This window comes from Stenotrophomonas sp. GSD10 (assembly GCF_056172695.1).
Genome location: NZ_JAOCMC010000002.1, coordinates 514,880 through 541,163, shown reverse-complemented (window position 1 = coordinate 541,163; position 26,284 = coordinate 514,880). Strand labels below are relative to the sequence as shown.

Annotated in this window: 23 protein-coding genes; 9 read left to right on the top strand and 14 right to left on the bottom strand. The window is 66.5% G+C overall.

Features of this window, described 5'->3' with window-relative positions:
• Positions 1–332: 332 nt before the first annotated feature.
• From N4G47_RS02630 to N4G47_RS02610, 5 genes are all read left to right on the top strand, one after another.
• A complete protein-coding gene (locus tag N4G47_RS02630) occupies positions 333–1,322 on the top strand; it encodes a zinc-binding alcohol dehydrogenase family protein (RefSeq protein ID WP_475289881.1) in 990 nt (329 codons plus the stop codon).
• A 235-nt stretch (positions 1,323–1,557) separates the two neighbouring features.
• The gene (yczE, locus tag N4G47_RS02625) at positions 1,558–2,190 is read left to right on the top strand and encodes a membrane protein YczE (RefSeq protein ID WP_475285039.1); all 633 of its coding nucleotides are present in this window, start codon (positions 1,558–1,560) and stop codon (positions 2,188–2,190) included.
• A gap of 101 nt (positions 2,191–2,291) precedes the next feature.
• On the top strand, positions 2,292–4,322 hold the full coding sequence (locus tag N4G47_RS02620) for an FAD-dependent oxidoreductase (RefSeq protein ID WP_475285037.1): 2,031 nt from the start codon (positions 2,292–2,294) through the stop codon (positions 4,320–4,322).
• Between the two features lie 297 nt (positions 4,323–4,619).
• Complete coding sequence (locus N4G47_RS02615; RefSeq protein WP_004154513.1) at positions 4,620–5,078, top strand: cell wall hydrolase; 459 nt, start codon at positions 4,620–4,622, stop codon at positions 5,076–5,078.
• Positions 5,079–5,162: 84 nt separating this feature from the next.
• On the top strand, positions 5,163–5,774 hold the full coding sequence (locus tag N4G47_RS02610) for a glutathione S-transferase N-terminal domain-containing protein (RefSeq protein WP_249841822.1): 612 nt from the start codon (positions 5,163–5,165) through the stop codon (positions 5,772–5,774).
• 56 nt (positions 5,775–5,830) lie between these two features.
• Here N4G47_RS02610 and N4G47_RS02605 read toward each other — a convergent pair whose 3' ends face one another.
• The 6 genes from N4G47_RS02605 to N4G47_RS02580 all read right to left on the bottom strand — a co-directional run bounded on the left by N4G47_RS02605 (position 5,831) and on the right by N4G47_RS02580 (position 12,471).
• Positions 5,831–6,886, bottom strand: a complete 1,056-nt coding sequence (locus N4G47_RS02605; protein ID WP_475285035.1) for a suppressor of fused domain protein — start codon at positions 6,884–6,886, stop codon at positions 5,831–5,833.
• Between the two features lie 46 nt (positions 6,887–6,932).
• Positions 6,933–7,436 carry a hypothetical protein gene (locus N4G47_RS02600; protein WP_475285033.1) on the bottom strand — a complete coding sequence of 168 codons (504 nt, stop codon included), beginning with the start codon at positions 7,434–7,436 and terminating at the stop codon, positions 6,933–6,935.
• Positions 7,437–7,629: 193 nt separating this feature from the next.
• On the bottom strand, positions 7,630–9,510 hold the full coding sequence (prpE, locus tag N4G47_RS02595) for a propionate--CoA ligase (protein WP_475285031.1): 1,881 nt from the start codon (positions 9,508–9,510) through the stop codon (positions 7,630–7,632).
• 636 nt (positions 9,511–10,146) lie between these two features.
• On the bottom strand, positions 10,147–10,761 hold the full coding sequence (locus N4G47_RS02590) for an RluA family pseudouridine synthase (protein WP_475285029.1): 615 nt from the start codon (positions 10,759–10,761) through the stop codon (positions 10,147–10,149).
• A 114-nt stretch (positions 10,762–10,875) separates the two neighbouring features.
• Positions 10,876–11,862 (bottom strand): malate dehydrogenase, encoded by a 987-nt coding sequence (locus N4G47_RS02585; RefSeq protein WP_004153634.1) that lies wholly within the window; start codon positions 11,860–11,862, stop codon positions 10,876–10,878.
• A 117-nt stretch (positions 11,863–11,979) separates the two neighbouring features.
• Positions 11,980–12,471, bottom strand: coding sequence for a peptidylprolyl isomerase (locus N4G47_RS02580; protein ID WP_005408225.1), 492 nt, complete (start codon positions 12,469–12,471; stop codon positions 11,980–11,982).
• 272 nt (positions 12,472–12,743) lie between these two features.
• Between N4G47_RS02580 and typA the strand changes: the two genes are divergently transcribed.
• Genes typA through N4G47_RS02565 form a run of 3 tightly spaced genes read left to right on the top strand, consistent with a single transcriptional unit; the run spans position 12,744 to position 16,734 of the window.
• A complete protein-coding gene (typA, locus tag N4G47_RS02575; RefSeq protein ID WP_107229964.1) occupies positions 12,744–14,591 on the top strand; it encodes a translational GTPase TypA in 1,848 nt (615 codons plus the stop codon).
• 11 nt (positions 14,592–14,602) lie between these two features.
• Complete coding sequence (locus N4G47_RS02570) at positions 14,603–15,070, top strand: DUF2127 domain-containing protein (protein ID WP_049467554.1); 468 nt, start codon at positions 14,603–14,605, stop codon at positions 15,068–15,070.
• Positions 15,071–15,111: 41 nt separating this feature from the next.
• The gene (locus N4G47_RS02565; protein ID WP_475285027.1) at positions 15,112–16,734 is read left to right on the top strand and encodes an amidase; all 1,623 of its coding nucleotides are present in this window, start codon (positions 15,112–15,114) and stop codon (positions 16,732–16,734) included.
• Between the two features lie 158 nt (positions 16,735–16,892).
• On the opposite strand, the gene N4G47_RS02560 is transcribed toward N4G47_RS02565, so the two are convergent.
• Both N4G47_RS02560 and N4G47_RS02555 read right to left on the bottom strand, forming a co-directional pair.
• On the bottom strand, positions 16,893–18,080 hold the full coding sequence (locus tag N4G47_RS02560) for a mechanosensitive ion channel family protein (RefSeq protein ID WP_475285025.1): 1,188 nt from the start codon (positions 18,078–18,080) through the stop codon (positions 16,893–16,895).
• Between the two features lie 605 nt (positions 18,081–18,685).
• The gene (locus N4G47_RS02555) at positions 18,686–20,077 is read right to left on the bottom strand and encodes a class II 3-deoxy-7-phosphoheptulonate synthase (RefSeq protein WP_475285023.1); all 1,392 of its coding nucleotides are present in this window, start codon (positions 20,075–20,077) and stop codon (positions 18,686–18,688) included.
• Between the two features lie 217 nt (positions 20,078–20,294).
• Here N4G47_RS02555 and N4G47_RS02550 point away from each other — a divergent pair, with 217 nt between their 5' ends.
• Entirely contained in the window at positions 20,295–22,421 is a 2,127-nt protein-coding gene (locus N4G47_RS02550; protein WP_475285021.1) for a TonB-dependent receptor, read from the top strand.
• A gap of 88 nt (positions 22,422–22,509) precedes the next feature.
• On the opposite strand, the gene N4G47_RS02545 is transcribed toward N4G47_RS02550, so the two are convergent.
• From N4G47_RS02545 to rpsM, 6 genes are all read right to left on the bottom strand, one after another.
• Complete coding sequence (locus tag N4G47_RS02545; protein ID WP_409460948.1) at positions 22,510–23,016, bottom strand: disulfide bond formation protein B; 507 nt, start codon at positions 23,014–23,016, stop codon at positions 22,510–22,512.
• A 186-nt stretch (positions 23,017–23,202) separates the two neighbouring features.
• On the bottom strand, positions 23,203–23,586 hold the full coding sequence (gene rplQ / locus N4G47_RS02540; protein ID WP_053519752.1) for a 50S ribosomal protein L17: 384 nt from the start codon (positions 23,584–23,586) through the stop codon (positions 23,203–23,205).
• Between the two features lie 193 nt (positions 23,587–23,779).
• Positions 23,780–24,778 carry a DNA-directed RNA polymerase subunit alpha gene (locus N4G47_RS02535; protein WP_004145453.1) on the bottom strand — a complete coding sequence of 333 codons (999 nt, stop codon included), beginning with the start codon at positions 24,776–24,778 and terminating at the stop codon, positions 23,780–23,782.
• Positions 24,779–24,833: 55 nt separating this feature from the next.
• Positions 24,834–25,463 carry a 30S ribosomal protein S4 gene (rpsD, locus tag N4G47_RS02530; protein WP_004145446.1) on the bottom strand — a complete coding sequence of 210 codons (630 nt, stop codon included), beginning with the start codon at positions 25,461–25,463 and terminating at the stop codon, positions 24,834–24,836.
• A 15-nt stretch (positions 25,464–25,478) separates the two neighbouring features.
• Positions 25,479–25,868, bottom strand: a complete 390-nt coding sequence (gene rpsK / locus N4G47_RS02525) for a 30S ribosomal protein S11 (RefSeq protein ID WP_004145443.1) — start codon at positions 25,866–25,868, stop codon at positions 25,479–25,481.
• Positions 25,869–25,879: 11 nt separating this feature from the next.
• Positions 25,880–26,236, bottom strand: a complete 357-nt coding sequence (gene rpsM, locus N4G47_RS02520) for a 30S ribosomal protein S13 (RefSeq protein WP_004154500.1) — start codon at positions 26,234–26,236, stop codon at positions 25,880–25,882.
• Positions 26,237–26,284 lie beyond the last annotated feature (48 nt).

Sequence of the window (26,284 nt, the reverse complement as noted above, 5' to 3'; positions counted from 1 at the left end):
CACTACTGCGTCGAAGCTCGACAGCCGATTCAGCACGCCACCGCCGCGAACATTATGCTCAGGCGGGTGAAGGTCATGTTAACAGTCCCGTAACATGTGAAGTGTTGCGCCCGACCGTCCACCGGTCCGACGTTGAAACCCTATACAGGATGATGAAAATCCGCAAGACCCTCACGCTGCAAGGGTTTGACGGGGTTTAAGTGCGGAAAACGACATACTGCGCAACACCACGGATGACCGTGTTCAGCGCATTTCCGGAAACGTGAGGAACCTTATGATGAGGGAACGCACCCAGCCGGAGCCGTCATGAAAGCTGTCGCCCTGAGTCGTGAATCCGCCCCCTCCTGCACGATGTCCATCTGCCTCCGCCGCTGCCGCCGGGTGGCCGCGACCTGCTGATCCGGGTCGAAGCGGTGTCGGTCAATCCGGTCGATGGCAAGCAGCGTGCCGCCACCGTTCCGGCCACACTCGACACCCCGCGCGTGCTGGGCTGGGATGCCGCCGGCGTGGTCGAGGCCATTGGCGACGAGGCCAGCCTGTTCGCCTCCGGTGACGAGGTCTATTACGCCGGGGATGTCACCCGTCCGGGCTGCAATGCGCAGTATCAACTGGTGGACGAACGGCTGGTGGCTCGCAAGCCCACTACGCTGGATTTCGCCGAGGCTGCCGCACTGCCGCTGACCACGCTCACCGCCTGGGAACTGCTGTTCCAGCGCATGCCCCTGCAGCTCGATGACCGTCGTCATGCCGGGCAGCACCTGCTGGTGATCGGCGGGGCCGGCGGTGTGGGATCGATGGCGATCCAGCTCGCCCGCCATGCGGGCTTCGAGGTGATCGCCACCGCCTCGCGTGACGCCTCGGTCGACTGGTGCCGGCAGATGGGCGCCCGCCATGTGATCGATCATCGGCAGCCCCTGCATCCCCAGCTGCAGGCGCTGGGCATCGCCGAGGTGCAGGTCGCGCTGAACCTGGCCGACACCGACCACTACTGGGATGAGCTGGGCCAGCTGCTGGCACCGCAGGGCCATGTCGGCCTGATCGTCGAACCCCGCGGTGCGCTGCGGATCGGTGATCCGTACAAAGCCAAGTGCATCGGCATCCACTGGGAATTCATGTTCGCGCGTGCGCGCTTTGCCACCGCCGACCGCATCGAACAGCACCGCATCCTCAGCCGCGCGGCCAGCATGATCGACGCCGGACAGCTGCGCGGCACGCTCAGCGAGACGCTGGGCACGATCAACGCCGCCAACCTGGACATCGCCCATCAGCGCCTGGCCAGCGGACGCACGGTGGGCAAGCTGGCGCTGGCCGGCTGGGAATGACGGCCGGGTAGAGTCGAGCTTGCTCGGCTGGCACGCTCGGTAGAGTCGAGCTTGCTCGACTGGCACGCTCGGTAGAGTCGAGCTTGCTCGACTGTTGCATGGCGCAGTCGAGCAAGCTCGACTCTACCCTCCCCATCCGCCCCCGCCTGTGCGGGCGGATTAGCCGGCATCTGTATCTATGCTGGCGGCTGATTCGGATCTACGGTGGAAACAGCCCCCCTCCCCCGAGCCCGCCATGCCCACCGCCCTGCCCCTGCGCCTGCTGCAACTGATCACCGGCCTGTTCCTGTACGGGTTCGGCGCCTCGCTGATGATCCGTGCGGCGATCGGCGTGGCGCCCTGGGATGTGCTGTCGCAGGGCATCGCTGCGCAGACGCCGCTGTCCTTCGGCCTGGCGACCAATGTGATCGGTGCGCTGGTGCTGCTGCTGTGGTGGCCGCTGCGGCAGAAGCCGGGGGTGGGCACGGTTCTCAATGTGCTGCTGATCGGTCCCTCGGCGCAGTTCGGCCTGTGGCTGCTGCCGCCAGCGGACGGCCTGGGCTGGCAGTTGGCGATGTTCTGCGCCGGCATGCTGCTGGTCGCGCTGGCCACCGGCCTGTATATCGGCGCGCGCCTCGGCCCTGGCCCGCGCGACGGCCTGATGACCGGACTGCATGCCCGCACCGGTTGGCCGATCTGGAAGGTGCGCAGCCTGATCGAAGGCAGCGTGCTGCTGCTGGGCTGGTGGCTGGGCGGCAACGTCGGTGTCGGCACCCTGGTCTTTGCTCTGCTGATCGGCCCGCTGTGCGGGGTGACCCTGGGCTGGTTCGGGATCGGCCGGCCACTGCCGGTAGTGCCGGCCGCTGGCCGGCAACCGCAGTCGCCCTGACCGCCTGCAATGCCGGCCAGCGGCCGGCGCTACCCCGCGCCCCTTGCCCCGGCGGCCGTTTCCCGGCACGCTTCGCGCTTCCGTACGCAAGCGTATCGATCATGTCGCCAGCCAACGAAGCCGCCTACCCGAACCTGTTCGCCCCGCTGGACCTGGGCTTCACCCAGCTGCGCAACCGCGTCCTGATGGGCTCGATGCATACCGGGCTGGAAGACCGCGCCCGTGATTTCCCACGCCTGGCGGCCTACTTCGCCGAGCGCGCCGCAGGCGGCGTCGGCCTGATCGTCACCGGCGGCTTCGCGCCAAATGTGGTCGGTTGGCTGAAGCCGTTCGGCGGCAAGCTGTCCTGGCCATGGGAAGTGCGCCCGCACCGGCAGCTGACCGCCGCCGCGCACCAGCACGGCGCGAAGATCTGCCTGCAGCTGCTGCATGCCGGTCGCTATGCCTACCATCCGCTGTCGGTGGCGCCGTCGAAGCTGAAGGCGCCGATCAACCCGTTCACCCCGCGCGCACTGTCAGCCGGGGGTGTCGAGCGCCATATCGCCGACTACGCACGCAGCGCGAAGCTGGCCCGCGAGGCCGGCTACGACGGCGTGGAAGTGATGGGCTCGGAGGGTTATCTCATCAACGAGTTCATCGCCCCGCGCACCAACAAGCGCACCGATGCCTGGGGCGGTGACGTCCGCCAGCGCATGCGCTTTGCGGTGGAGATCGTGCGCCGCATCCGCGAGGCCTGCGGGCCGGACTTCATCATCATCTACCGCCTGTCGCTGGTGGACCTGGTGGAAGACGGCAGCAACTGGGAAGAGATCGTACAGCAGGCGCAGGCGATCGAGGCGGCCGGCGCGACGATCATCAATTCCGGCATCGGCTGGCACGAAGCGCGCATTCCGACCATCGCCACCTCGGTGCCCCGGGCTGCCTTCGCCGGCGTCACCGCCAAGCTCAAGCCGCATGTGAAGGTGCCGCTGGTGGCGACCAACCGCATCAACATGCCCGACGTCGCCGAGCGCATCCTGGCCGATGGCGGCGCCGACATGGTGTCGCTGGCACGCCCGCTGCTGGCCGACCCGCAGTGGCCGAACAAGGCCCGTGCAGGCCGCGCCGAGGCGATCAACACCTGCATCGCCTGCAACCAGGCCTGCCTGGACCACGTGTTCGAGAACAAGCTGGCCAGCTGCCTGGTCAACCCGCGCGCCGCACACGAGACCGAGCTGGTCTACCGCCCCACCCCCACGCCGAAGAAGATCGCGGTGGTCGGCGCCGGTCCGGCCGGGCTGGCCTGTGCCACCGTCGCTGCCCAGCGCGGCCACCAGGTCACCCTGTTCGATGCCAACGAGGAGATCGGCGGCCAGTTCAACGTGGCCAAGCGCATCCCCGGCAAGGAAGAGTTCCACGAGACCCTGCGCTACTTCCGCCACACGCTGCAGGAGACCGGCGTGCAGCTGCGCCTCGGCACCCGCGCCGACGCGGCCAGCCTGGCCGGCTTCGACGAGGTGGTGCTGGCCACCGGCATCACCCCGCGCAAGGTCGACTTCCCCGGTGCCGACCACGCCAAGGTGGTGAGCTACCTGGACGTGCTGCTGGGCCGGGTCGAAGTGGGCGCCAATGCGGCGATCATCGGCGCCGGTGGCATCGGCTTCGATGTCGGCGAGTTCCTCAGCCACGCCGGTGAGTCTCCCTCCCTCGACCCGCAGCGCTGGATGGCCGAATGGGGTGTGGACGCCAGCTTCGAAGCGCGTGGCTCGCTGGCAAAACCGCAGGCCGAGGCCTCGCCGCGTCGGCTGTGGCTGCTGCAGCGCAGCCCGGGCAAGCCCGGTGCGCGTCTGGGCAAGACCACCGGCTGGATCCATCGCGCCACGCTGAAGGCCAAGGGCGTGCGCATGCTGGGCGGCGTCGAGTACCTGGGCGTGGACGACGAAGGCCTGCGCATCCGCGTGGAAGGCAGCGAACAGCTGCTGCCGGTCGACCATGTGGTGATCTGCGCCGGGCAGGAACCGAACCGCTCGCTGCAGGCCGAATTGCAGGCGGCCGGCATCAATGCGCAGCTGATCGGTGGTGCCGATGTGGCCGCCGAACTCGATGCGAAACGCGCCATCGACCAAGGCAGCCGGGTCGCCGCCGCGCTCTGATGAGCACCTGAATGGGGGGCGGAATGTGATTTCCGTCACCCCTGTTGAACCTGAATGTCAAGCCGAGCGGTTCACGATGCGTTCGGCTATGCCCCCTACCTTGCGCCATCTTTCCGCTCACCAGCCAGTTTCCGGTGAGCCGGCGCAGCCCCCACGATCGGTACTGATCGTTTCTTTTGGGGCTGCCCACGGGGCGGCCCCGATGGCCGCCTCCCCATGACGCCAAGTCGTGCCCCGCTTCCCGTCGCCCCCGCGGCCGGAACCGGCGAGTGCGGCCCATACGGAGCAAGGAGTTATATGAAACTGGCCTGGATTCTCTGGCTGTCGCAGTTGTTGCCGCAGCCGGCCGCCGATTCACTGTGCCTGAGCACCACCGTGTACCTGGAAGCTCGCGACCAGACCCTGCGCGGCCAACAGGCCGTCGCCGAGGTCGCCCTGCGCCGCCTCGACAGCGGCCTGTGGGGCGACTCGATGTGCCAGGTCGTCACCGCGCGCAAGCAGTTCGCACCGACCATCGTCTCCCCCGGCACCCAGCTGGGCAATGACGCGGCCTGGAGCGAGGCGATGAACGTCGCCTTCGACGCCGAGCGCAACTGGGCGCTGCCGGCCGGCGAGCGCCGCGAGATCGTGCCCGGTGCCAGCCATTTCGCCGCGCTGTCCATCGCCAGCCCGAACTGGCGCAATGCCTACCAGGTGGCCACCATCGGCGATCACACCTTCTATAAGGTGCAGAACCTCAAGCCGCGACAGTCGTAACGATCCGTGCCGGCGGCAGCGTTGCCGCCCGCCGCCAGGCTCTGGGATAGTGGGCGTTTCCCGCCCGCATCACCTGGAGTTCCCATGAAGCTGTACAGCAAGCCCGGTGCCTGTTCCACCGCCGACCACATCGCCCTGCAGTGGACCGGCCAGCCGTTCGAGGTTGAACTGCTGAACAAGGACACCCTGAAGGGTCCGGAATTCCTCAAGATCAACCCGGCCGGCGCGGTGCCCGCGCTGGTCGATGGCGATTTCGTGCTGCTGCAGAACGCCGCGATCATGGGCTATATCGCCGACCGCTTCCCGCAGGCCGGCCTCGGCGGCGACGGCAGCGCGCGCCAGCGCGCCGAAGCCACCCGCTGGCTGGCCTTCGTCAATTCCGACGTGCACCCGGCCTTCTCGCCGCTGTTCGCGCCGGGCAAGTTCATTGCCGACGAAGGCCAGTACGACGCCATCCGCGCCGCCGCGCACAAGCGCCTGCGTGGCCTGTTCGAGACGGCCGACCGGCAGCTGGCCGACAAGCCCTGGCTGGCCGGCTTCCGCAGCTTCGCCGACCCGTACTTCTACATCACCCTGCGCTGGGCCGCCGGCACCAAGGTCGACCTGTCCGGCCTGGACAACCTGGCCGCCTACAAGGCGCGCATGGACGCCGATGCCGGCGTGCAGGCCGCGCTGAAGGCCGAAGGCCTGGCCTGAGGCTTGGCTGGGGTCAGAGCCGTCTGCACCAGACGGCCCTGGCCCCATCTTCGCCATCAACCGATCTGCCGGATCACGCCGCCCTTGGCATCCCGCAGGAAGGTCGGCACCACTTCAATGTGCAGCGCGGCGGACACCGGATAAGTGCCACGCTCGGCACGCACGTCGGCCAACGCCTGCAATCCGGCTTCGTCCAGCAGCCAGCGCGCGCGGTCCGTCCCCACCTCAGCGGTTTCACCGGCTGCGGGCGGCGTGAACTCCCAGTGGCGCTCGCGGCTGGCCAGCTCCAGCGACTTGCCATGGCGCAGCCGCAGCGGCAGCAACTCGCAGACGCTGGGCACCTGCCCGGCGCCCAGCACCAGCGTGGTCACGCCGGCCTGCTGCCGCCAGTCCAGCGTCTCGATGAACAGCATGCCGGTGCTGGAACCCTCACGCTGGCTGCCCGCCTGCATCTGCCCGGCCAGCGCCGGATCGTCCAGCAGGTCCCCGCGATGCAGGTCGTTGATCCACAGCGGCATCGCCGGCAGCAATGCCTGCAGTACGCCACGCGTCGACCAGCGCTTGACCGCTTCCATCTCTTCATCGGTCAGGCCCACCAGCTGCAGGAACTGCAGGTAGCCATTGGCCGTCTCGCGCGCAGGCAGCTGCGGATCGGCAATGAACGCCAGATGGCACAGGCGCGTGTCGGTCTCCAGCGCAATCGGGCCGTTGGCATTGAGATGGTGACCGTCCTCGAACACGTTACCGCTGCCGAACACGTAGCGCGCCAGGTTCTGCAGCAGGTTCATCGGCCACACCGGCGGCGGGCTGTCCGCGCGCTCGCCGGCCTCGGCCGCCAGCCGGAAGGTCAGCTCGAAACCGTAGCCACTGATGCCAGGGTCCTCGCTCTCCTTGGCGTACAGCTCGGAGAAGCCATAGGTGATGTAGTGCCAATGCGGTACCGGCGCATCCGCCCAGTACACGCTGATGCCATCCAGCGGATCCTGGCCACCCAGCGTGTACGGCAGCGCGGTACCGAAATGGCGCGGTTCCTGGCCGGCATACAGCGGCGCCAGCGCGGCGTTGATCGCGTCCCAGCCCGGGGTGTCGCTGTCGTGGTGGTCGTCCTGCACGCGGGACTCCTTGTGGGAAAGTGAACCGATCACTTTACGCGCTGGCTCAGGCCTGCACGACCTGGCCACCATCGATCGCCATCGCCGCCTGGGTTTCCTGCCACCAGCGCTGCGCCAGCGCCGGGCTGCGTGCCTTGCCCACGGCAGCCAGCAGTTCCGGGCACAGGCGTTCCAGCGCCAGCGCATCGGTACAGCGCTCGATCTTCAACTGCATGAAGTAGCCCTTCAGGCCGAGATGACGCCGCACGGCGTCGCTCATCGCCTCGTACAGCTGCTGGTACAACGCCGGGTCCTGTTCGCGGCCGCTGCTGATGCCACGCATCGGCACCGCCTCGGCGCTGCCACCGATCACCTCGATCAGGCCCTGCGCTGCCAGCTGCTCCAGCGCATCGAGCGGTGCGCGCAGGCCTTCGAACAGGCCGCGCAGTTCGGTATCGTCGCGATGGCCGTCGACCATCAGCAGGATCGATCGCAATGCCGCCGGCAGACGCCGGCCACGGTCTTCGATTTCCTGACGGCCAGCAGCCGTCTTGGCGTGCAGCAATGCCATTGCATCCCCCTCCCTTGATGCGCCATGCCGGCGTGCCCTGGCGGGCGCGCTCCCCTGGGGCCGAGCTTAGCGCACCGGTTGCAGGGAGGAAGCTGCGGTGCAGCAACACCCTCATCTGTAGAGCCGAGCCCATGCTCGGCTGCTTTGGCGAGGCATGTTGAGCCGAGCATCGGCTCGGCTCTACAGAAGCAGGTCAGCGGCCCAGCGCGCGACGGATCTCCTCCAGCGCGCCGGGATCATCCAGCGTCGACAGGTCGCCCGGGTCGCGCTGCTCGGCCAGTGCCTGCAGCGAGCGCCGCAGCAGTTTGCCGGAACGGGTCTTGGGCAGCGCGTTGACCACGTGTATGTGCGCCGGGCGTGCCACCGCACCCAACGAGGTTGTCACCGTGGCCATCATCTCGGCCACCACCGGCGCGGGATCTTCGCCCCCAAGCCCCTGCTTGAGGGTGACGAACACCAGCGGCACCTGCCCCTTCAGCTCGTCCTTGACGCCGATCACCGCGGCCTCGGCCACGCGCGGGTGGCTGGAGATGGCTTCCTCGATCTCACGCGTGCCGAGGCGATGCCCGGCCACGTTGATCACATCGTCGGTGCGGCCGAGGATGAAGGTATAGCCATCGTCATCGCGGATCGCCCAGTCCAGCGAGCTGTACAGCAGTTCCTTGAAGTGGCTGAAGTAGCTCTGCAGGAAACGGCTGTCGTCGTTCCACACCGTGCTCATGCAGCCCGGCGGCAGCGGCGGCGACACCACCAGCACGCCCTTCTGACCCGGCGCGACTTCTTCGCCGGTGTTCTCGTCGATCACCTTCATCCGGTAACCGAGGTTGGGGAAGCCGGGCGAGCCGAAGCGCACCGGCTTCATCTCCAGGCCGGGCAGCAGGGTCAGCGCCGGCCAACCGGTTTCGGTCTGCCAGTAGTTGTCGATGATCGGCTTGCCCAGTGCGTCATTGATCCAGTGCGCGGTCGGCTCATCCAGCGGCTCGCCGGCCAGGAACAGGTACTTCAGCGCGCGCAGGTCGTGGCGATGGATGAAGTCCGCATCATGCTTCTTCAGCACGCGGATCGCGGTGGGCGAAGAGAACATCGTGCGCACGTTGTACTGCTCGCACAGCGCCCACCAGATGCCCGGATCGGGGTTGGTCGGCAGCCCTTCGTACAGCAGCGATGTGCAACCGCCGATCAGCGGGCCGTACACGTTGTAGGAATGACCGACCGCCCAGCCCACGTCGGAGGTGGAGAACATCACCTGCCCCGGCTTGCAGTCGAACACGGTTTCCATCGACTGCGCCATCGCCACCGCATAGCCACCGACATCACGCTGCACGCCCTTGGGCTTGCCGGTGGTGCCGGAGGTGTACAGCAGGTAGCTCGGCTCGCTCGCTTCCAGCCATTGCACCGGCACATCAACCTGCCCGATCTGCGCACGCAGCGCGGCGTACTCCACATCACGGCCCGGCACGCGCGGTTCGGCTGCGTCCAGTCCGCGCGAGACGATCAGCACATGCGGTGGCGGTGCAGTGGCTTCGGCGCAGGCGGCATCGACCATCGGCTTGTACGGAATCAGCTTGCCACCGCGCATGCCGGCATCGGCTGCGATCAGCAGCTTGGGTTTTGCATCGTCGATGCGCAGCGCCAGGTTGTGTGCGGCGAAGCCCCCGAACACCACCGAATGCACCGCACCGATGCGCGCGCAGGCGAGCATCGCGAACACGGCCTCGGCCATGTTCGGCATGTAGATCACAACGCGATCGCCGTGGCCGACGCCGAGGTGCTTGAGCACCGCGGCGAAGTCATTCACTTCGCGGTACAGCTGGCGATAGGTGATCTCGCGGGTGCTGTTGGTTTCGGTGGAAATGGCGACCAGTGCAAGCTGGTCCGCACGCTCCGCCAGGTGGCGGTCGACGGCGTTGTAGCAGAGATTGGTTTCGCCGCCGACGAACCAGCGCCGGAACGGCGGGTTGCTGTAGTCGAGCACCTGCTGTGGCGGTTTGTGCCAATGGATGCGCTTGGCTTCCTCGCCCCAGAAGGCCTCCGGTTCGTCGATCGAGCGACGGTAGGTTTCCTCGTAGTTCATGACGCAGCCCTCCCAGACAAAGTCATGGGTTCGAGGATAGTCCGGCGCTGGCGCGCGGGCCGCCCTACCTTGGTAGGGGGTGGGTTTGTTCTGCAGGGCTTGCAGCCCTGCACCTGCAGAATCAACGTCAACGTCAAAAGCTGGGCTGCTGAGGGTTGGCGGGGTGGGTCCGGTTGCGGGGGACGCCGTGAATACGTCCCTGTAGGCTCGGTCGCGCCATCCATGGCGCTCACGCCCCCGCAACCGGACCCTCCCCGCCTTCGACAGTTTTCTGCGAGCTGTCGGTACGACATATTGCGCTGGTGGGTGTCGACCTTGGTCGACACGGTAGATCCACGCCATGCGTGGATCCTTTTCGATCAATTGTCGAAGTATTCGATTCCGATGGATTTGATCCACGCAAAGCGTGGATAGACCATCCGTCACCGGAGATCTGTCGAAGGCGGGGCGGTGTGGGTTGGCAGGACCGTTGGCGCCATGGATGGCGCCATCGAGCCCCCATGGATGGGTTTACGGCGTGTCCTGCCAACCCACACCGCCCCGCCCAACAAGCAGAAAACCAGAGCCGCCTTGGCCTTTGACGTTGCACCGGTTCGTAGCAGGTGCAGGGCGCAGCCCTGCCGATACACCTACTCTCTAGAACGGAGCCGCAGACTCGAACGCGAGCGCTTCGCCCGTCATCGGGTGGGTGAACCGCAGGCTGCGCGCATGCAGATGCACGCGCTGCGCCGGTGCGGCGTCGTACAGCACGTCACCGACAATGGGATGGCCGAGGCTGGCCATGTGCAGGCGCAGCTGATGGCTGCGGCCGGTGATCGGTTCCAGCTCCACGCGCGTGCGCTGCGCTCCCGCATCACGGGCCAGCACGCGCCAACGCGTCAGTGCGGGTTTGCCGCGCTCATGGTCGACCACCTGCTTCGGTCGGTTCGGCCAGTCCACGATCAGCGGCAGGTCCACTTCGCCGGCCTCGCCTTCGATCACACCCTGCACGATAGCCTCGTAGCGCTTGCCGACCCGGCGCTGCTCGAACTGCATCGACAACGCGGCCTGCATCTCTTTGCCGCGCGCATGCAGCAACAGGCCGGAGGTCACCTGGTCCAGCCGGTGCACGGTCAGCACATCCGGGTACACCGCCTGCAGGCGTGTGACCACGCAGTCCTGGTTTTCTTCGCTGCGGCCGGGCACGGACAGCAGGCCGGCCGGCTTCTCGGCCACCAGCAGCGCGTCGTCGATGTAGTGCAGGTGGATCATCGGTTTCCGTATCGGTTCAAACGAAAACGGGGAAGCCGAAGCTTCCCCGTTTTCTGCGGTGAGCGTACCGGCCAACGGTCGGCACCCACCGTGGCGGTGGAGGTACCGCCCGTATCAGCCCAGCAGGTGGGCGACGCCGGCGCGCTCTTCTTCCAGCTCGGCCAGGGTCTTGTCGATGTACTTCTGGCTGAAGTCGTCGATCGGCAGATCCTTCACCAGGGTGTACTTGCCGTTCTCGGTGGTGACCGCGAAGCCGAAGATCACGCCTTCCGGAATGCCGTAGGAACCGTCGGACGGCACGCCCATGGTGACCCACTTGCCGTTGCTGCCCAGCACCCAGTCACGCACGTGGTCGATGGCAGCGTTGGCCGCCGAAGCCGCCGAGGACGAGCCGCGGGCTTCGATGATGGCCGCGCCGCGCTTGCCCACGGTCGGGATGAAGGTGTTGGCGTTCCACTCCTGGTCGTTGATCGCATCGGCAATCGACGCACCATCGGCAGTGGCGAAACGGTAGTCCGGGTACATGGTCGGGCTGTGGTTGCCCCACACCACCAGCTTCTCCATGCCACCAACCGGCTTGCCGAGCTTGGTCGACAGCTGGCTCAGGGCGCGGTTGTGGTCCAGGCGCAGCATGGCGGTGAAGTTTTCCGGCTTCAGGTCCGGGGCCGACTTCATGGCGATGTAGGCATTGGTGTTGGCCGGGTTGCCGACCACCAGCACCTTCACGTCACGGCTGGCGACCTTGTTCAGCGCCGCGCCCTGGGCGGTGAAGATCTTGGCGTTTTCCAGCAGCAGGTCCTTGCGCTCCATGCCCGGGCCACGCGGACGTGCGCCGACCAGCAGGGCGATGTCGGCGTCCTTGAACGCGACTTCGGCGTCATCGGTGCCGACCATGCCGGCCAGCAGCGGGAAGGCGCAGTCTTCCAGCTCCATCATCACGCCCTTCAGGGCGGCCTGGGCCTTGTCGACCGGCAGTTCCAGCAGCTGCAGGATGACCGGCTGGTCCTTGCCCAGCATTTCGCCGGAGGCGATGCGGAACAGCAGGGCATAACCGATCTGGCCGGCGGCGCCGGTCACGGCAACACGAACGGGTGCTTTCATGGGGGTTTCCTCTTGCTTGCAAGCGTTTGATGGGACGCCGCGGGCGGAGCCACGCAGGCCTGGCGGGCGGCGGGGAACAGGGAAACGGCCACCCGTGGGTGGCCGTTTCGAAGGGGATCAGGCGGCGAGGTGCTTGTTCCACTCGGCGACGCGGTCGGCCTGGGCGGCCAGCACGGCGTCGACGTCGCCTTCCAGGGTGATCGAATGGATCACGTCGCCCTGCTTGACCGAATCGACGATGGCCTGGCCTTCCAGGACCTTGCCGAAGACGGTGTGGCGGCCGTCCAGCCAGTCGGTCTTGATGTGGGTGATGAAGAACTGGCTGCCGTTGGTGTTCGGGCCGGCGTTGGCCATCGACAGCGAGCCGACCTCGTGCTTCACGCCATTCTTCTCGTCTTCGAACTTGTAGCCCGGGCCGCCGGTGCCACGGCCCTGCGGGCAGCCGCCCTGGATCATGAAGTCGGCGATCACGCGGTGGAAGATCAGGCCGTCATAGAAGCCGTGCTTGACCAGGTTCACGAAGTTGGCCACGGTCAGCGGCGCCTTGTCGGCGAACAGCTCGACCTTGATCGGGCCCTGGGTGGTGTCGAAAGTGGCGATGAGGGACATGAAGATCCTTGATGCAAAGGGGAATGCGTCTAGCCACCTAGTTTACACCCGCCTCGTGTCGGCGGCGGCTTCGACCATCGGCGCAGGCCCCGGCTTCAGCCGCCGGCAGGGTCACCCCAAGCGCCTCCCCGACGGCCCGCCCGGGGCCCGCCGGACAGCCAGCTGAATGGGCGCCAGCCCGGGCGTGAAATCGACCTTTTCGCGAATCGTCAAGTTCGACGTATAATGTTGGACTTCTTTTTCCAAATCCGGCGCCGACTGGCCCCTTTCGTATGTCCATCGAAAATCTTCGCAACATCGCCATCGTCGCCCACGTCGACCATGGCAAGACCACCCTGGTCGACCAGCTGCTGAAGCAGTCCGGCACCCTGTCCGAGCGCACCGTCCTCGCCGAGCGCGTGATGGACAGCAACGACCAGGAAAAGGAACGCGGCATCACCATCCTGGCCAAGAACACGGCCATCACCTGGGAAGACAAGCGGACCGGCGTCAAGAACCGCATCAACATCGTCGACACCCCCGGCCACGCCGACTTCGGCGGTGAGGTCGAGCGCGTGCTGTCGATGGTCGACACCGTGCTGATCCTGGTCGACGCGATGGACGGCCCGATGCCGCAGACCCGCTTCGTCACCCAGAAGGCCTTCGCGATGGGCTTCAAGCCGATCGTGGTGGTCAACAAGATCGACCGTCCGGGCGCGCGTCCGGAGTGGGTGATCGACCAGGTCTTCGACCTGTTCGACAAGCTCGGCGCGACCAATGAGCAGCTGGACTTCCCGATCGTCTACGCCTCGGCCCTGAACGGCTACGCCGGCCTGGAAGACACCGTGCGCGACGGCGACATGACCCCGCTGTACGAAGCGATCATGCAGCACGCGCCGAAGCCGGAAGTGGACCCGGAAGGCGCGTTCCAGATGCGCATCAGCCAGCTGGACTACAACAACTTCGTGGGCGTCATCGGCATCGGCCGCATCCAGCGCGGCACCCTGAAGAAGAACATGCAGGTCGCGGTCATCGACCGTGAAGGCAAGAAGCGCAACGGCAAGGTGCTGCAGGTGCTGGGCTTCCTGGGCCTGGAGCGCATCGAGCAGGACTCGGCCGAAGCCGGCGACATCGTGGCCATCTCCGGCATCCAGGAGCTGACCATCTCCGACACCCTCTGCGCCCCGGATACCCCGGAAGCACTGCCGGCGCTGACCGTCGACGAGCCGACCATCTCGATGACCTTCCAGGTCAACAACTCGCCGTTCGCCGGCAACAAGGACCTGTCCGGTGGCAAGTTCCTGACCAGCCGCCAGATCAAGGACCGCCTGGACCGTGAAAAGGTCCACAACGTGGCCCTGAAGGTCGAACAGCTGGAAGACGCCGACAAGTTCCTGGTCTCCGGCCGTGGCGAACTGCACCTGTCGGTGCTGATCGAGAACATGCGTCGCGAAGGCTACGAGCTGGCCGTGTCGCGCCCGGAAGTGATCATCAAGGAAATCGACGGCCAGCTGATGGAGCCGATCGAACAGCTGGTGGTGGACATCGAAGAAGTGCACCAGGGCGGCGTGATGGAAAAGCTGGGCACCCGCAAGGGCCAGCTGAAGAACATGGAGCCGGACGGCAAGGGCCGTGTGCGCCTGGAATACCAGATCCCGGCCCGTGGCCTGATCGGCTTCCAGAACGAGTTCAAGACCCTCACCCAGGGTTCGGGCCTGCTGTTCCACGTGTTCGACCATTACGGTCCGAAGGAACAGGGCGCGATCGCCAAGCGCATCAACGGCGTGATGATCGCCAATGCACCGGGTGCCACGCCGGCCTACTCGCTGGGCCCGCTGCAGGAGCGCGGCAAGCTCTTCGCTGCTGAAGGCGACAACGTGTATGAAGGTCAGCTGGTCGGCATCCACTCCAAGGACAACGACCTGACCGTCAACGCAATCAAGACCAAGCCGCTGACCAACATGCGCGCTTCGGGCAAGGACGATGCGATCCAGCTGACCCCGGCGATCAAGTACTCGCTGGAACAGGCCCTGGACTTCATCGAAGACGACGAGCTGGTCGAGATCACCCCGAAGGAGATCCGCCTGCGCAAGAAGTTCCTGACCGAAAGCGACCGCAAGAAGGCTTCGCGCGGCGGCTGAGCCAGCACCCCGTGAACCCGAGCGGTTACAACCCGGATCCGCACCGGCATCCGGGTCTCCACGTCATCGCCCTGCTCGAAGCGAGCAAGGCGATGCTGGCGCTGTTGGCTGCCACCGGGCTGGAAGTGCTCGGACCGCAGCCGCTACGGCACGGCATCATGGTCCTGATCCGGCGTTTCAGCCTGGATCCGGACCATGGCACCCTGCCCTCGTTGCTGCACATGATCAGCCCCGACGCGGTGCACCTGGCCGCGGCGGGGATGATCGGCTACGGCCTGCTGCACCTGGTCGAAGCCTGGGGCCTGTGGCGGGCCAAGGCCTGGGCCTCCTGGCTGGGCTGCCTGACCGCCTCGCTGTACCTGCCTTTCGATATCTTCGCGATCATCCGCCACCCCGGCTGGCCCTCCTGGACGATCCTGGCGATCAACCTGATCGTGGTCTACGTACTGGCCCGCGACCTGCGCAAGCGTCACCGCTGAGCACCGGCTACACTGGGGATTGGAGCCGACCAAGCCGCCCCATGCGCCCGTCCTTGCCGCCTCTGCTGATCTGCCTGCTCGGCGCGCTGCCTGCGCTGTTTTCGGCTGGCTGCAGTCCGGCCGCGTCCACCGCGCATGCCGCCGAACCTGCGAGCCGCAACGTGCCCTTCCCCTATGCCGAAACCGATGTGGCCGACCTGCAGGCGCGGATGACCGCCGGCGAACTGGACAGCACCACCCTCACCCAGGCCTACCTGCAGCGCATCGCCACCCTGGACCGTGCCGGGCCACGCCTGCGCGCGGTGATCGAGCTCAACCCCGATGCACTGAAAGAAGCCGCCGCGCGCGACCGCGAGCGCCGCGACGGCCGCGTGCGCGGTGCCCTGCACGGCATTCCCGTGCTGCTGAAGGACAACATCAACGCCGCCCCGATGAGCACCACGGCCGGCTCGCTGGCATTGCAGGGCTTCCGTCCTGACGATGCCTACCTGGTGCGACGCCTGCGCGAGGCCGGCGCCGTGGTGCTGGGCAAGACCAATCTCAGCGAGTGGGCCAACTTCCGCGGCAACGACTCGATCTCCGGCTGGAGTGCGCGCGGCGGCCAGACCCGTAACCCCTACCGCCTCAGCCATTCCCCCTGCGGCTCCAGCAGCGGCAGCGCGGTGGCGATGGCGGCCAACCTGGCCAGCGTGGCCATCGGCACCGAAACCGACGGCAGCATCGTCTGCCCGGCCGCAATCAACGGGGTTGTTGGCCTGAAGCCCACCGTCGGGCTGGTCAGCCGCGACGGCATCATCCCGATCTCCTTCAGCCAGGACACCGCCGGGCCGATGACGCGCAGCGTGGCCGACGCGGCGGCCGTGCTGACCGCGATCGCCGGCCGCGACGACGCCGACCCGGCCACCGCGACCATGCCCGGCCGCGCGGTCTATGACTACACCGCGCGCCTGGACCCGCAGGGCCTGCGAGGCAAGCGCATCGGCCTGCTGCAGACGCCGCTGCTGACCTACCGGGGCATGCCACCGCTGATGGAACAGGCGGCCACCGAACTGCGCCGCGCCGGTGCGGTGGTGGTGCCGGTGGAACTGCCCAACCAGGGCGCGTGGGCCGAGGCCGAGCGCACGGTGCTGCTGTACGAGTTCAAGGCCGGCCTGGAGCGCTACCTCAACACGCACCGGGCGCCACTGCGGCGCCTGGCCGACCTGATCGCCTTCAACCAGGCGCACCACAAGCAGGAGCTGGGCCTGTTCGGCCAGGAGCTGCTGGTGGAGGCCGACGCCACCGCCGGCCTGGCCGACCCCGCCTACATCCGTGCACGCAGCGATGCGCGCCGGCTGGCCGGCCCGGAAGGCATCGATGCCGCCCTCGCCGCCCACCAGCTGGATGCACTGGTAGCGCCGACCACCGGTGTGGCCTGGCCGATCCGCAGCGAAGGAGACGACTTCCCCGGCGAGAGCTATGGCGCCGCCGCCGTGGCCGGCTATCCCAGCCTCAGCGTGCCGATGGGCCAGATCAACGGCCTGCCCGTGGGCCTGTTGTTCATGGGCACCGCCTGGAGCGAACCGAAGCTGATCGAAATGGCCTACGCCTATGAACAACGCACGCGTGCGCGACGGCCACCGCACTTTGATACCGACACCCTGATCGACGCCGACGAGCCGTGACCTGCGGTGACGCCGGCGAATCCTGACCTCCGGTAGTGCCGGCCGCTGGCCGGCAGCTCGATCATCCCGCCGTTCGCGCAACGTGACCCTGCTTCTGTAGAGCCGAGCCCACGCTCGGCTTCAACGCAAGATCGACAGCAGCCGAGCACGGCTCGGCTCTACAGAAGCGGGTCGGCCTCCACCGGCACGATCGCCGCCTCGCCGTCTTCCGCACCCGGCGAGCGCACATCCGCCGTGCGTGCCCGCGGCCCGCGCGGCATGTCCTGCTCGTCCTCGTGCTGCACGCGCGCACGTACCTGCGGCAATGACTGTGGATGCTCACGCGCGAGGAAATCGAGCATGCGTTCGCGCACCAGACAGCGCAGGTCGAACGCATCACCGGAACTGCGCGCGCTGACCAGCAGGCGTACCTGGATCGCGCGTTCACTGGTCTCGGTTACCTGGGTCACGCAGACGCGTCCATCCCACAGCGCTTCACCCCGGCAGATGCGCTCCAGCTCACTGCGGATCGCCGCGATAGGCGCGCGATAATCCAACCACAGGAATGCCGTCCCCAGCAGATCCGCGCTGCGTCGCGTCCAGTTCTGGAACGGATTCTCGATGAACCAGGTCAGGGGCACCACCATGCGCCGCTCGTCCCAGACCCGCACCACCACATAGCTGCTGCCGATTTCCTCGACACGCCCCCACTCACCTTCGACGATCACCACGTCATCCAGCCGGATTGGCTGGGTCAGCGCGATCTGCAGACCGGCGATGAGGTTGCCGAACACCGGCTTGGCCGCGATACCCGCCACCAGGCCGATCAGGCCCGCCGACGCCAGCAGCGCGGTGCCGATCTTCTGCACCATCGGGAAGGTCAACAGCACCAGCGATGCGCCGAGCACGATGATGCCGCCCATCAACACGCGACTGAGCACCCGCGTCTGGGTCTGGATGCGGCGCGCTTCCAGATTGTCGGCGACATCGATGGGATGGCTGCGCAGGATCGCCCGCTCGCCGGCCGCCACCGCACGCACCAGCAACCAGATGAAGCAGGCCGTAAGTGCGATGTGCAGCACATGCTGCAGGTGGCCCAGCAACGGATCCTGCAGGGGCGTGGCCTGCAATGCAGGGATCAGCAGCAGCAGCGGCCAGGCGGTCGCCATCGGCAACCCCAGCACACGCCCGATGCGCGCACGCCGACGATCACGTCCCTTCAATCGATGGTAGATCCACAGGATCAACCACGCACCGATGCCGCCGACCAATGCGGCCAATCCCAACGGCCATGCGTAGGCCTGTGCGCTTTGCCAGTGCACCGCTGCTACCTCCACTCGAACAGCCAAGCGGACAGCCTCGCGCATGGGGCATGAGCGTCGCGTCAGTCGTTCGTAAGCAGGGTGTTGGTCGGCAGGGCTTGCAGCCCTGCACCTGCTGCGAGCTGGAGCAACAGCAACAGCAACAGCCGAAGCAGAAGCGGATTTCCTGTGGGATGGCGAGGTGGGTCCGGTTGCGGGGGACGCCGTGAATCCGTCCATGGAGGCTCGGTCGCCGCATCCATGCGGCTCACGCCCCCGCAACCGGACCCACCCCGCCTTCGACAGTGTTCCGCGATCTGCCCGCTCTTCTGTAGAGCCGAGCCACGCTCGGCTCAAATCGTTCCGAAATCGAAATATTCGATGTCGATGGAGATTCATCCATGCAAGGCGTGGATCCACCGTGTCGACCAAGGTCGACACCTACCAACCGCCGCAGGAATCCGTCAGAGGTGGGACGGTGTGGGTAGGCAGGACCGTTGGCGCCATGGATGGCGCCATCGAGCCCCATGGATGGGTTTACGGCGTGTCCTGACTACCCACACCGTCCCACCATCCCACGGAATGCCGCTTCTGCTTTTGCCGTTGCCGTTGCCGTTGCCGTTGCCGTTGATTGCAGCAGGTGCAGGGCTGCAAGCCCTGCCGCAACACACTTACCGCACCTGTTCCTGCTTGCGCACGATCGCCATCGCAATCTCCAGCGACTGCTCGTAGTTCAACCGCGGGTCCACCGTCGAGCGGTACGCACGCTCCAGGTCACGCTCGGTCAGTTCGCGCGCACCACCGGTGCATTCGGTCACGTCCTCGCCGGTCAGCTCCAGATGCACGCCACCCAGGCGCGTGCCTGCGGCCGCATGCAGGTCGAACGACATCTCCACTTCGCCACGCACGTTGTCGAAGCGGCGCGTCTTGAAGCCATTGGCCGTGCTTTCGGTATTGCCATGCATCGCATCGCACACCCACAGCACGCGGCGGCCGTCGCGCTTGACCGCATCCAGCAGCGGCGGCAGCTTTTCGGCAATCTGTGCCGCGCCCATGCGGTGGATGAAGCTCAGGCGGCCCGGTTCGTCGTGCGGGTTGAGCACGTCGATCAGGCGCAGCAGCTGGTCCGGCGACACCGACGGCCCGACCTTGATCGCAATCGGGTTGCGCACACCCCGCAGGTACTCGACATGGGCGCCATCCAGCGCGGCGGTGCGCATGCCGATCCACGGGTAATGCGTGCTCAGGTTCAGCCAGCCCTGCTGGCGCGGCACCTGCCGGGTCAACGCCTGCTCGTAGGGCAGCAGCAGCGCTTCGTGCGAGGTGTAGAAATCGATGCGGTTGAGGTTGTGCACGCGGGCCCCGGCCAGGGTCTCCATGAAGTGCACCGCATCACCAATGGAGGCCACCATCTTCTGGTACTCGGCGGCCAGCGGCGAATGCCGCACCCACTCCAGGTTCCAGTACTCGGGGTGGTGCAGGTCGGCGAAGCCACCGTCGATCAGCGCCCGCACGAAGTTCATTGTCATCGCCGAATGCGCGTGAGCCTGCAGCATCCGCTTCGGGTCCGGCAGGCGCGCCGCTTCGGTGAACGCCGGCGCATTGATCACATCGCCGCGGTAGCTGGGCAGGGTCACGCCGTCACGGGTCTCGGTGTCGGCCGAGCGCGGCTTGGCGTACTGGCCGGCGAAGCGGCCCACGCGGATCACCGGCTGGCGCAGGCCGTGCACCAGCACCAGGCTCATCTGCAGCAGCACCTTCAGGCGGTTGGAGATGGTGCCCGATTCACAGTCACTGAAATTCTCCGCACAGTCGCCACCCTGCAGCAGGAAGCGCTTGCCCTCCTGGGCCTCGGCCAGCTGCTGCTTCAGCGCCAGGATCTCCCAGGAGGTGACCAGCGGCGGCAGCCGCTTCAGTTCGTGCAGCGCCGCGTCCAGCGCCACCGGATCGGGATAGGTCGGCATCTGCAGCGCGGTCTTGCCACGCCAGCTCTCCGGCGTCCAGGCGGCGCCAACAGCGCCTGCGGCAGGATCGGACACGGGCGGAACGGCGGACAGGCTCATTGCAGACTTCCGGGGTGGGGGCGGTCATGGTCGCAGAGCTGGCGGCTGTCGCAAAGGGCCAGGGCGGCGCCCGGCAGCCTGAACGGCGGGGAAAGGGCACCGCGAGCGGCCAGACACGGCATGTCCATGGCGGCTCCAACAGGCGCATGATTTGTTACGGAGTAACACTGACACGTCACGGACCGGCCCCTCCTACGCCCCAGGCTCCGCCCCTCCCATGAAGCCCTCGCCTCTTGCTACCGGCATCACCCTCGTCCTGGCCGTGGCCAGCCTCCCAGCCTTCGCTGCCGCCGCCAATGATGCGGCCGCGCCGGTCACCCAGTTGGACGCGGTCACCGTCCACGCCCAGCTCGACCAGGCCCGCAATGCACTGTCGCCGGACATCGGCGCCAGCCAGTACCAGATCACCGCCGAGGACATCCAGAAGCAGCCGCTGGGCGCCTCCGCGCCGCTCAGCCAGGTGCTGCTGCAGGCGCCCGGCGTGGTGCAGGACTCCTACGGCGGCGTACATGTCCGCGGTGACCACGCCAATCTGCAGTACCGCATCAACGGCGTCCTGCTGCCCGAGTCGATTTCCGGCTTCGGCCAGACCCTGGACGCCCGCACCATCAAGAGCATCCGCCTGATGGACGGCGCGCTGCCGGCACAGTTCGGCGAGCGCACGGCGGCGGTGGTCGACATCACCACCCGCAGCGGCGCCGAGCTTGGCAACGGCGGCAGTGCCGGATTGACCGCCGGATCATTCGGCAAGCTCAACCCGAATGCCTCCTGGTGGGGCAGCCAGGGGCGCTGGAGCTGGTTCCTGACCGGCAACTACGACCAGAACGATGTTGGCCTGGAGAACCCCACCAACGCGCGCAGGCCGCTGCATGACGATACCCATCAGGGCAAGGCGTTCGCCGACCTCACCTACCTGGTCAACGACAGCTCGCGCCTGAGTGTGTTTGCCGGCTTCGCCAACAACCGCTTCCAGATTCCGGTCAATCCGGGCCAGACGCCGCAGTTCGGCTATCTCGACACCACCACCTTCGATTCCAGCCAACTGGACCAGACCCAGCGCGAGACCACCCGCTTCGGCATGCTGGTGCTGCAGGGAACGCTCGGCGCCACCGCCTATCAGCTCTCGGCCGGGCAGCGCTACAGCGATGTGGCGTTCAATCCGGATGTCGTCGGCGACCTGGTGTTCAGCGGCGTCGCCTCGCAGGTGCAGCGCAGCAACCGCGCCAACACCCTGCAGGCCGATTTCTCCACGCCACTGGGCAACGACCACACCCTGCGTTATGGCCTGTATGGCAATTACGAGAACGCACAGGCCAGCAACAACAGCTGGGTGTTCCCGGTGGACGACAGCGGCCAGCAGTCCAGTACCACGCCGCGGCTGATCCCCGACCGCAGCGCCTTCCATGCCAGCACGCTGGCACTGTACGTGCAGGACGAATGGAAGATCGGCGACGACTGGACGGTGAACTACGGCCTGCGTGGCGACCGCTACAAGGCCTTCGGCCACACCGAAGGCCAGCTCAGCCCGCGCGTGGGCGTGGTCTGGAATGCCAGCGACAGCACCACCGTGCACGCCGGCTATTCACGCTACTTCACGCCACCGGCCAGCGAGCTGATCGCCAGCAGCGACATCGCGCTGTACGACGGCACCACCAACCAGCAGCCCAGCGGCGGCAACACCACGCCCCTGGCCGAGCGCAGTGACTATTACGACATCGGCGTCTCGCAGCAGCTGGGCGAACACCTGACCCTGGGCCTGGACGCGTACGACCGCCGCGTTGCACGCCTGCAGGACGAAGGCCAGTTCGGCGCCGCGTACATCTACTCGACCTTCAACTATGGCCGCGGCCACATCCGTGGCCTGGAGTTCAGTGCCGACTACAGCAACGGCCCGTTCAGCGCCTACTTCAATGCGGCATACAACAAGGCCCTCGGCACCCAGGTCATCACCGGCCAGTACAACCTCGACCCTGACGCCCTGGCCTACGTCGCCGACCACTGGATCCACCTGGACCACGACCAGAAACTGACCTCGTCCGGCGGCCTCAGCTATGCCTTCGCCGGCCACAACCGGATCGGTGCGAACTACGTGTTCGGCAGTGGCCTGCGTTCGGATATCGAGGGTGTGCCCAACGGCGGCGAGCTGCCGTCGTACCTGCAGGTGAACCTCAGCGCCGGGCATGACTTCAACGCCGACAGCGCGCATCCGCTGCACGTGCAGGTGGCCGTGATCAACGCACTGGATCGCAGCTACCAGCTGCGCGACGGCGGCGGCGTCGGTGTATTTGCCCCGCAATGGGGACCGCGCCGCGGCGCCTACCTGAGCCTGCAGCAGGACTTCTGAGGTAGTGCCGGCCGCTGGCCGGCAATTCCACGGTATGCCGGCCAGCGGCCGGCACTACCCGGTAGAGCCACGCCATGCGTGGCTACGTTCAGCGCTTGACCTTGCGCAGCGACACCACCAGCGCCCACAGCGCCAGCAGCACGAACCACACGCCCGACCACATCGGCATGGTCAGGCCCAGGAACGTCCAGTCGATGTTGCCGCAGTTGCCGGTGCCGGTCAGCACCGTGCGGAACACCTCCAGCGGGCCCATCGTCTCGCGCAGGAAGCTCAACGGCGGGCCGCAGGTCGCGCCCATCTCCGGCGGCAGCATCTGCACATAGACGTGGCGCGCGGCGATGCCCACGCCCACCGCCGCAGCGATGAAGGCGAGGATGCCGTAGGTCGCCCGGCCAGGGCGGTTGGACGGACCGTGCAACGCACCGATCAGGAACAACAGGCCCAGGGCGGCGAACGCCAGGCGCTGGAAGATGCACAGCGGGCACGGCTCCAGGCCCATCTTCAGCTGCAGGAAGATCGCGTAGCCCAGCAGGCCCGCGCAGATCAGGAAGCCCAGGAAGAACTGGGCGCGGAAGGGCCAGCGCAGTGGATTCATCGTCAACGCTCAAGTGATCAGGCGCCAAGCGTAACCGAGAGAGCGCGCCATTCGAACCGCCACAGGTGACGCCTGTCGGAACGGTGAGGGTCAGAGCCCGTACCTGCGGCACGCGTTCCGCCCCCGCAGAAATGCAAAAGCCCGGCGGATGCCGGGCTTTCACTGTGTCGCGTTGGAGCGGTCCGATTACTCGGCCACTTCCTCGGCCACGGCCGGACGGTCAACCAGCTCGACGTAGGCCATCGGTGCGTTGTCGCCGGCGCGGAAGCCGCACTTCAGCAGACGCAGGTAGCCGCCCGGACGGTTCGCGTAGCGCGGGCCCAGGATGGTGAACAGGTTGCCCACGGCTTCGTTGTCGCGCAGGCGGGCGAAGGCCAGACGGCGGTTGGCGACGGAGTCGACCTTGGCCAGGGTGATCAGCGGCTCGGCAACGCGGCGCAGTTCCTTGGCCTTCGGCAGGGTGGTCTTGATCAGCTCGTGCTTGAACAGCGAGGCGGCCATGTTCTTGAACATCGCTTCGCGGTGGGCGCTGGTGCGGCTGAACTTACGGCCAGACTTCTGGTGACGCATGGTGATATTCCTTGGTTAATGATGAGACTGTGCGGATCGTTGTCGCCATCCTGGCGTTGCTGCGTGGACTGCGGATGGTCCTGGTCGCCCGTCCTGGACGCCCTGCCCGCGAACCTGGGGTTCGTCGTGGCATGTTTGGTAAACCGGTTGAAGGCTCCACCGTTGCCGGTGGAGCCTTCAGGCATTGCCGATATCAGCCCAGCATGCCGTGGCTGGCGACGCCGGCCGGCGGCCAGTTCTCCAGCTTCATGCCGAGCGACAGGCCGCGCTGAGCCAGCACTTCCTTGATCTCGGTGAGCGACTTCTTGCCCAGGTTCGGGGTCTTCAGCAGCTCCACTTCGGTCTTCTGGATCAGATCGCCGATGTAGTAGATGCTCTCGGCCTTCAGGCAGTTGGCCGAACGCACGGTCAACTCCAGATCGTCGATCGGGCGCAGCAGCACCGGATCCACGCCGTTGTTGGCCGGCTTGGCCGCACCGCGGTCGCGGTGGGTGAAGTCACCGAACACCGACAGCTGGTCGCTGAGGATGTCGGCGGCGGTGCGCACGGCTTCCTCGGCATCGATGGTGCCGTTGGTCTCGATATCGATGACCAGCTTGTCCAGGTCGGTGCGCTGCTCGACGCGAGCCGCTTCCACGGCATAGGCGACGCGGCGGACCGGCGAGAACGAGGCATCCAGGACCAGACGGCCGATGGCACGGGTTTCTTCGTCCGGACGACGACGCGCGGCAGCCGGCTGGTAGCCGAAACCACGTTCGATCTTCAGACGCATGTTGACTGCCGTGTCCTTGGTCAGGTGGCAGATCACATGGTCGCCGTTCAAGATTTCCACATTGTGGTCAACCTTGATGTCGGCAGCGGTGACAACGCCCGGGCCCTGCTTGGACAGGGACAGGGTGGCGCTGTCGCCGGAGTGCATACGGATGGCCACGTCCTTCAGGTTGAGCAGGACTTCCAGCACGTCCTCCTGCAGACCTTCGACCGTGGTGTACTCATGCAACACGCCGTCGATTTCGACTTCCGTGATGGCGAAGCCCGGGATGGACGACAGCAGCACGCGACGCAGGGCATTGCCCAGCGTATGCCCGTAACCCCGCTCCAAAGGTTCGATAACGACCTTTGCACGGGTGTCGGTAAGGCGTTCGATCTGCGGACCGCGAGGACGCAGAACCTGGTTGGCGGTAACCGTCATGTTGCGGGTTCTCCTAGTGAACCCCCGGCCGTCGCCGGGGGCTCTCCAATGTGAATTACTTCGAATACAGCTCGACGATCAGCGCTTCGTTGATGTCCGCAGGCAGATCCGAACGATCCGGAACAGCCTTGAAGATGCCGGTGAACTTGCCGGAATCCACTTCAACCCACGACGGGCTCAGGTCATGCTGGGCGGCGACGGTCAGGGCTTCCTGGACGCGCAGCTGCTTGGCAGCCTTTTCAGACAGAGCGATGGCGTCGCCAGCCTTGACCTGGTACGAAGCCAGGTTGACCGACTTGCCATTCACGGTGACGCCGCGGTGCGACACCAGCTGACGGGCAGCCGGACGGGTCACGGCGAAGCCCATGCGGTAGACGACGTTGTCCAGGCGGGTTTCCAGCAGCTGCAGCAGGTTCTCGCCGGTGTTGCCCTTCTTGGTCGAGGCCTTCTTGTAGTAGTTGCGGAACTGACGCTCCAGCAGGCCGTAGATACGCTTGACCTTCTGCTTTTCACGCAGCTGGGTGGCGTAGTCGGACAGCTTGCCCTTGCGGGCAGTGGCGCCGTGCTGGCCGGGCTTCTGCTCCAGCTTGCACTTGGAGTCCAGCGCACGCGCCGGGCTCTTCAGGGACAGGTCGGCGCCTTCGCGACGGGCGAGCTTACAGGTAGGACCGATATAACGAGCCATTTCTTATCGCTCCCTTTAGACGCGACGCTTCTTCGGCGGACGGCACCCGTTGTGCGGGATAGGCGTCACGTCGATGATGTTGGTGATCTTGTAGCCGACGTTGTTCAACGAACGCACGGCCGACTCACGGCCCGGACCCGGGCCCTTGATGCGGACTTCCAGCGACTTCACGCCGTAGTCCAGCGCAGCACGACCGGCCTTTTCAGCAGCCACCTGGGCAGCGAACGGGGTCGACTTGCGCGAACCGCGGAAGCCAGCGCCACCGGAGGTCGCCCACGACAGAGCGTTGCCCTGGCGGTCGGTGATGGTGACGATGGTGTTGTTGAACGAAGCGTGGACGTGGGCAACGCCGTCAGTGACGACGCGCTTGATCTTCTTCTTGGTCTTAGCAGCGGGCTTAGCCATTTCTCAGTCCCTTACTTCTTGATCGCCTTGCGCGGACCCTTGCGGGTGCGGGCGTTGGTACGGGTGCGCTGGCCACGCAGCGGGAGGCCACGACGGTGACGCAGGCCGCGGTAGCAGCCCAGGTCCATCAGGCGCTTGATCGCGATGCCGATCTCACGACGCAGATCGCCTTCCACGATGTACTTGCCGACTTCGGCGCGCAGGCGCTCGATTTCCGGCTCCGACAGATCGCGGATCTTGGTGGTCGAAGCAACGCCTGCGACTTCGCAGACCTTCTTCGAACGGGTACGGCCGATGCCGTAAATGCTTTGCAACCCGACCCAGACATGCTTCTGGGCTGGCAGGTTGACGCCTGCAATACGCGCCATGACGCGGTTCTCCAGCTGAGTGATGGCCGACAGCGCGCCTCGGGCACG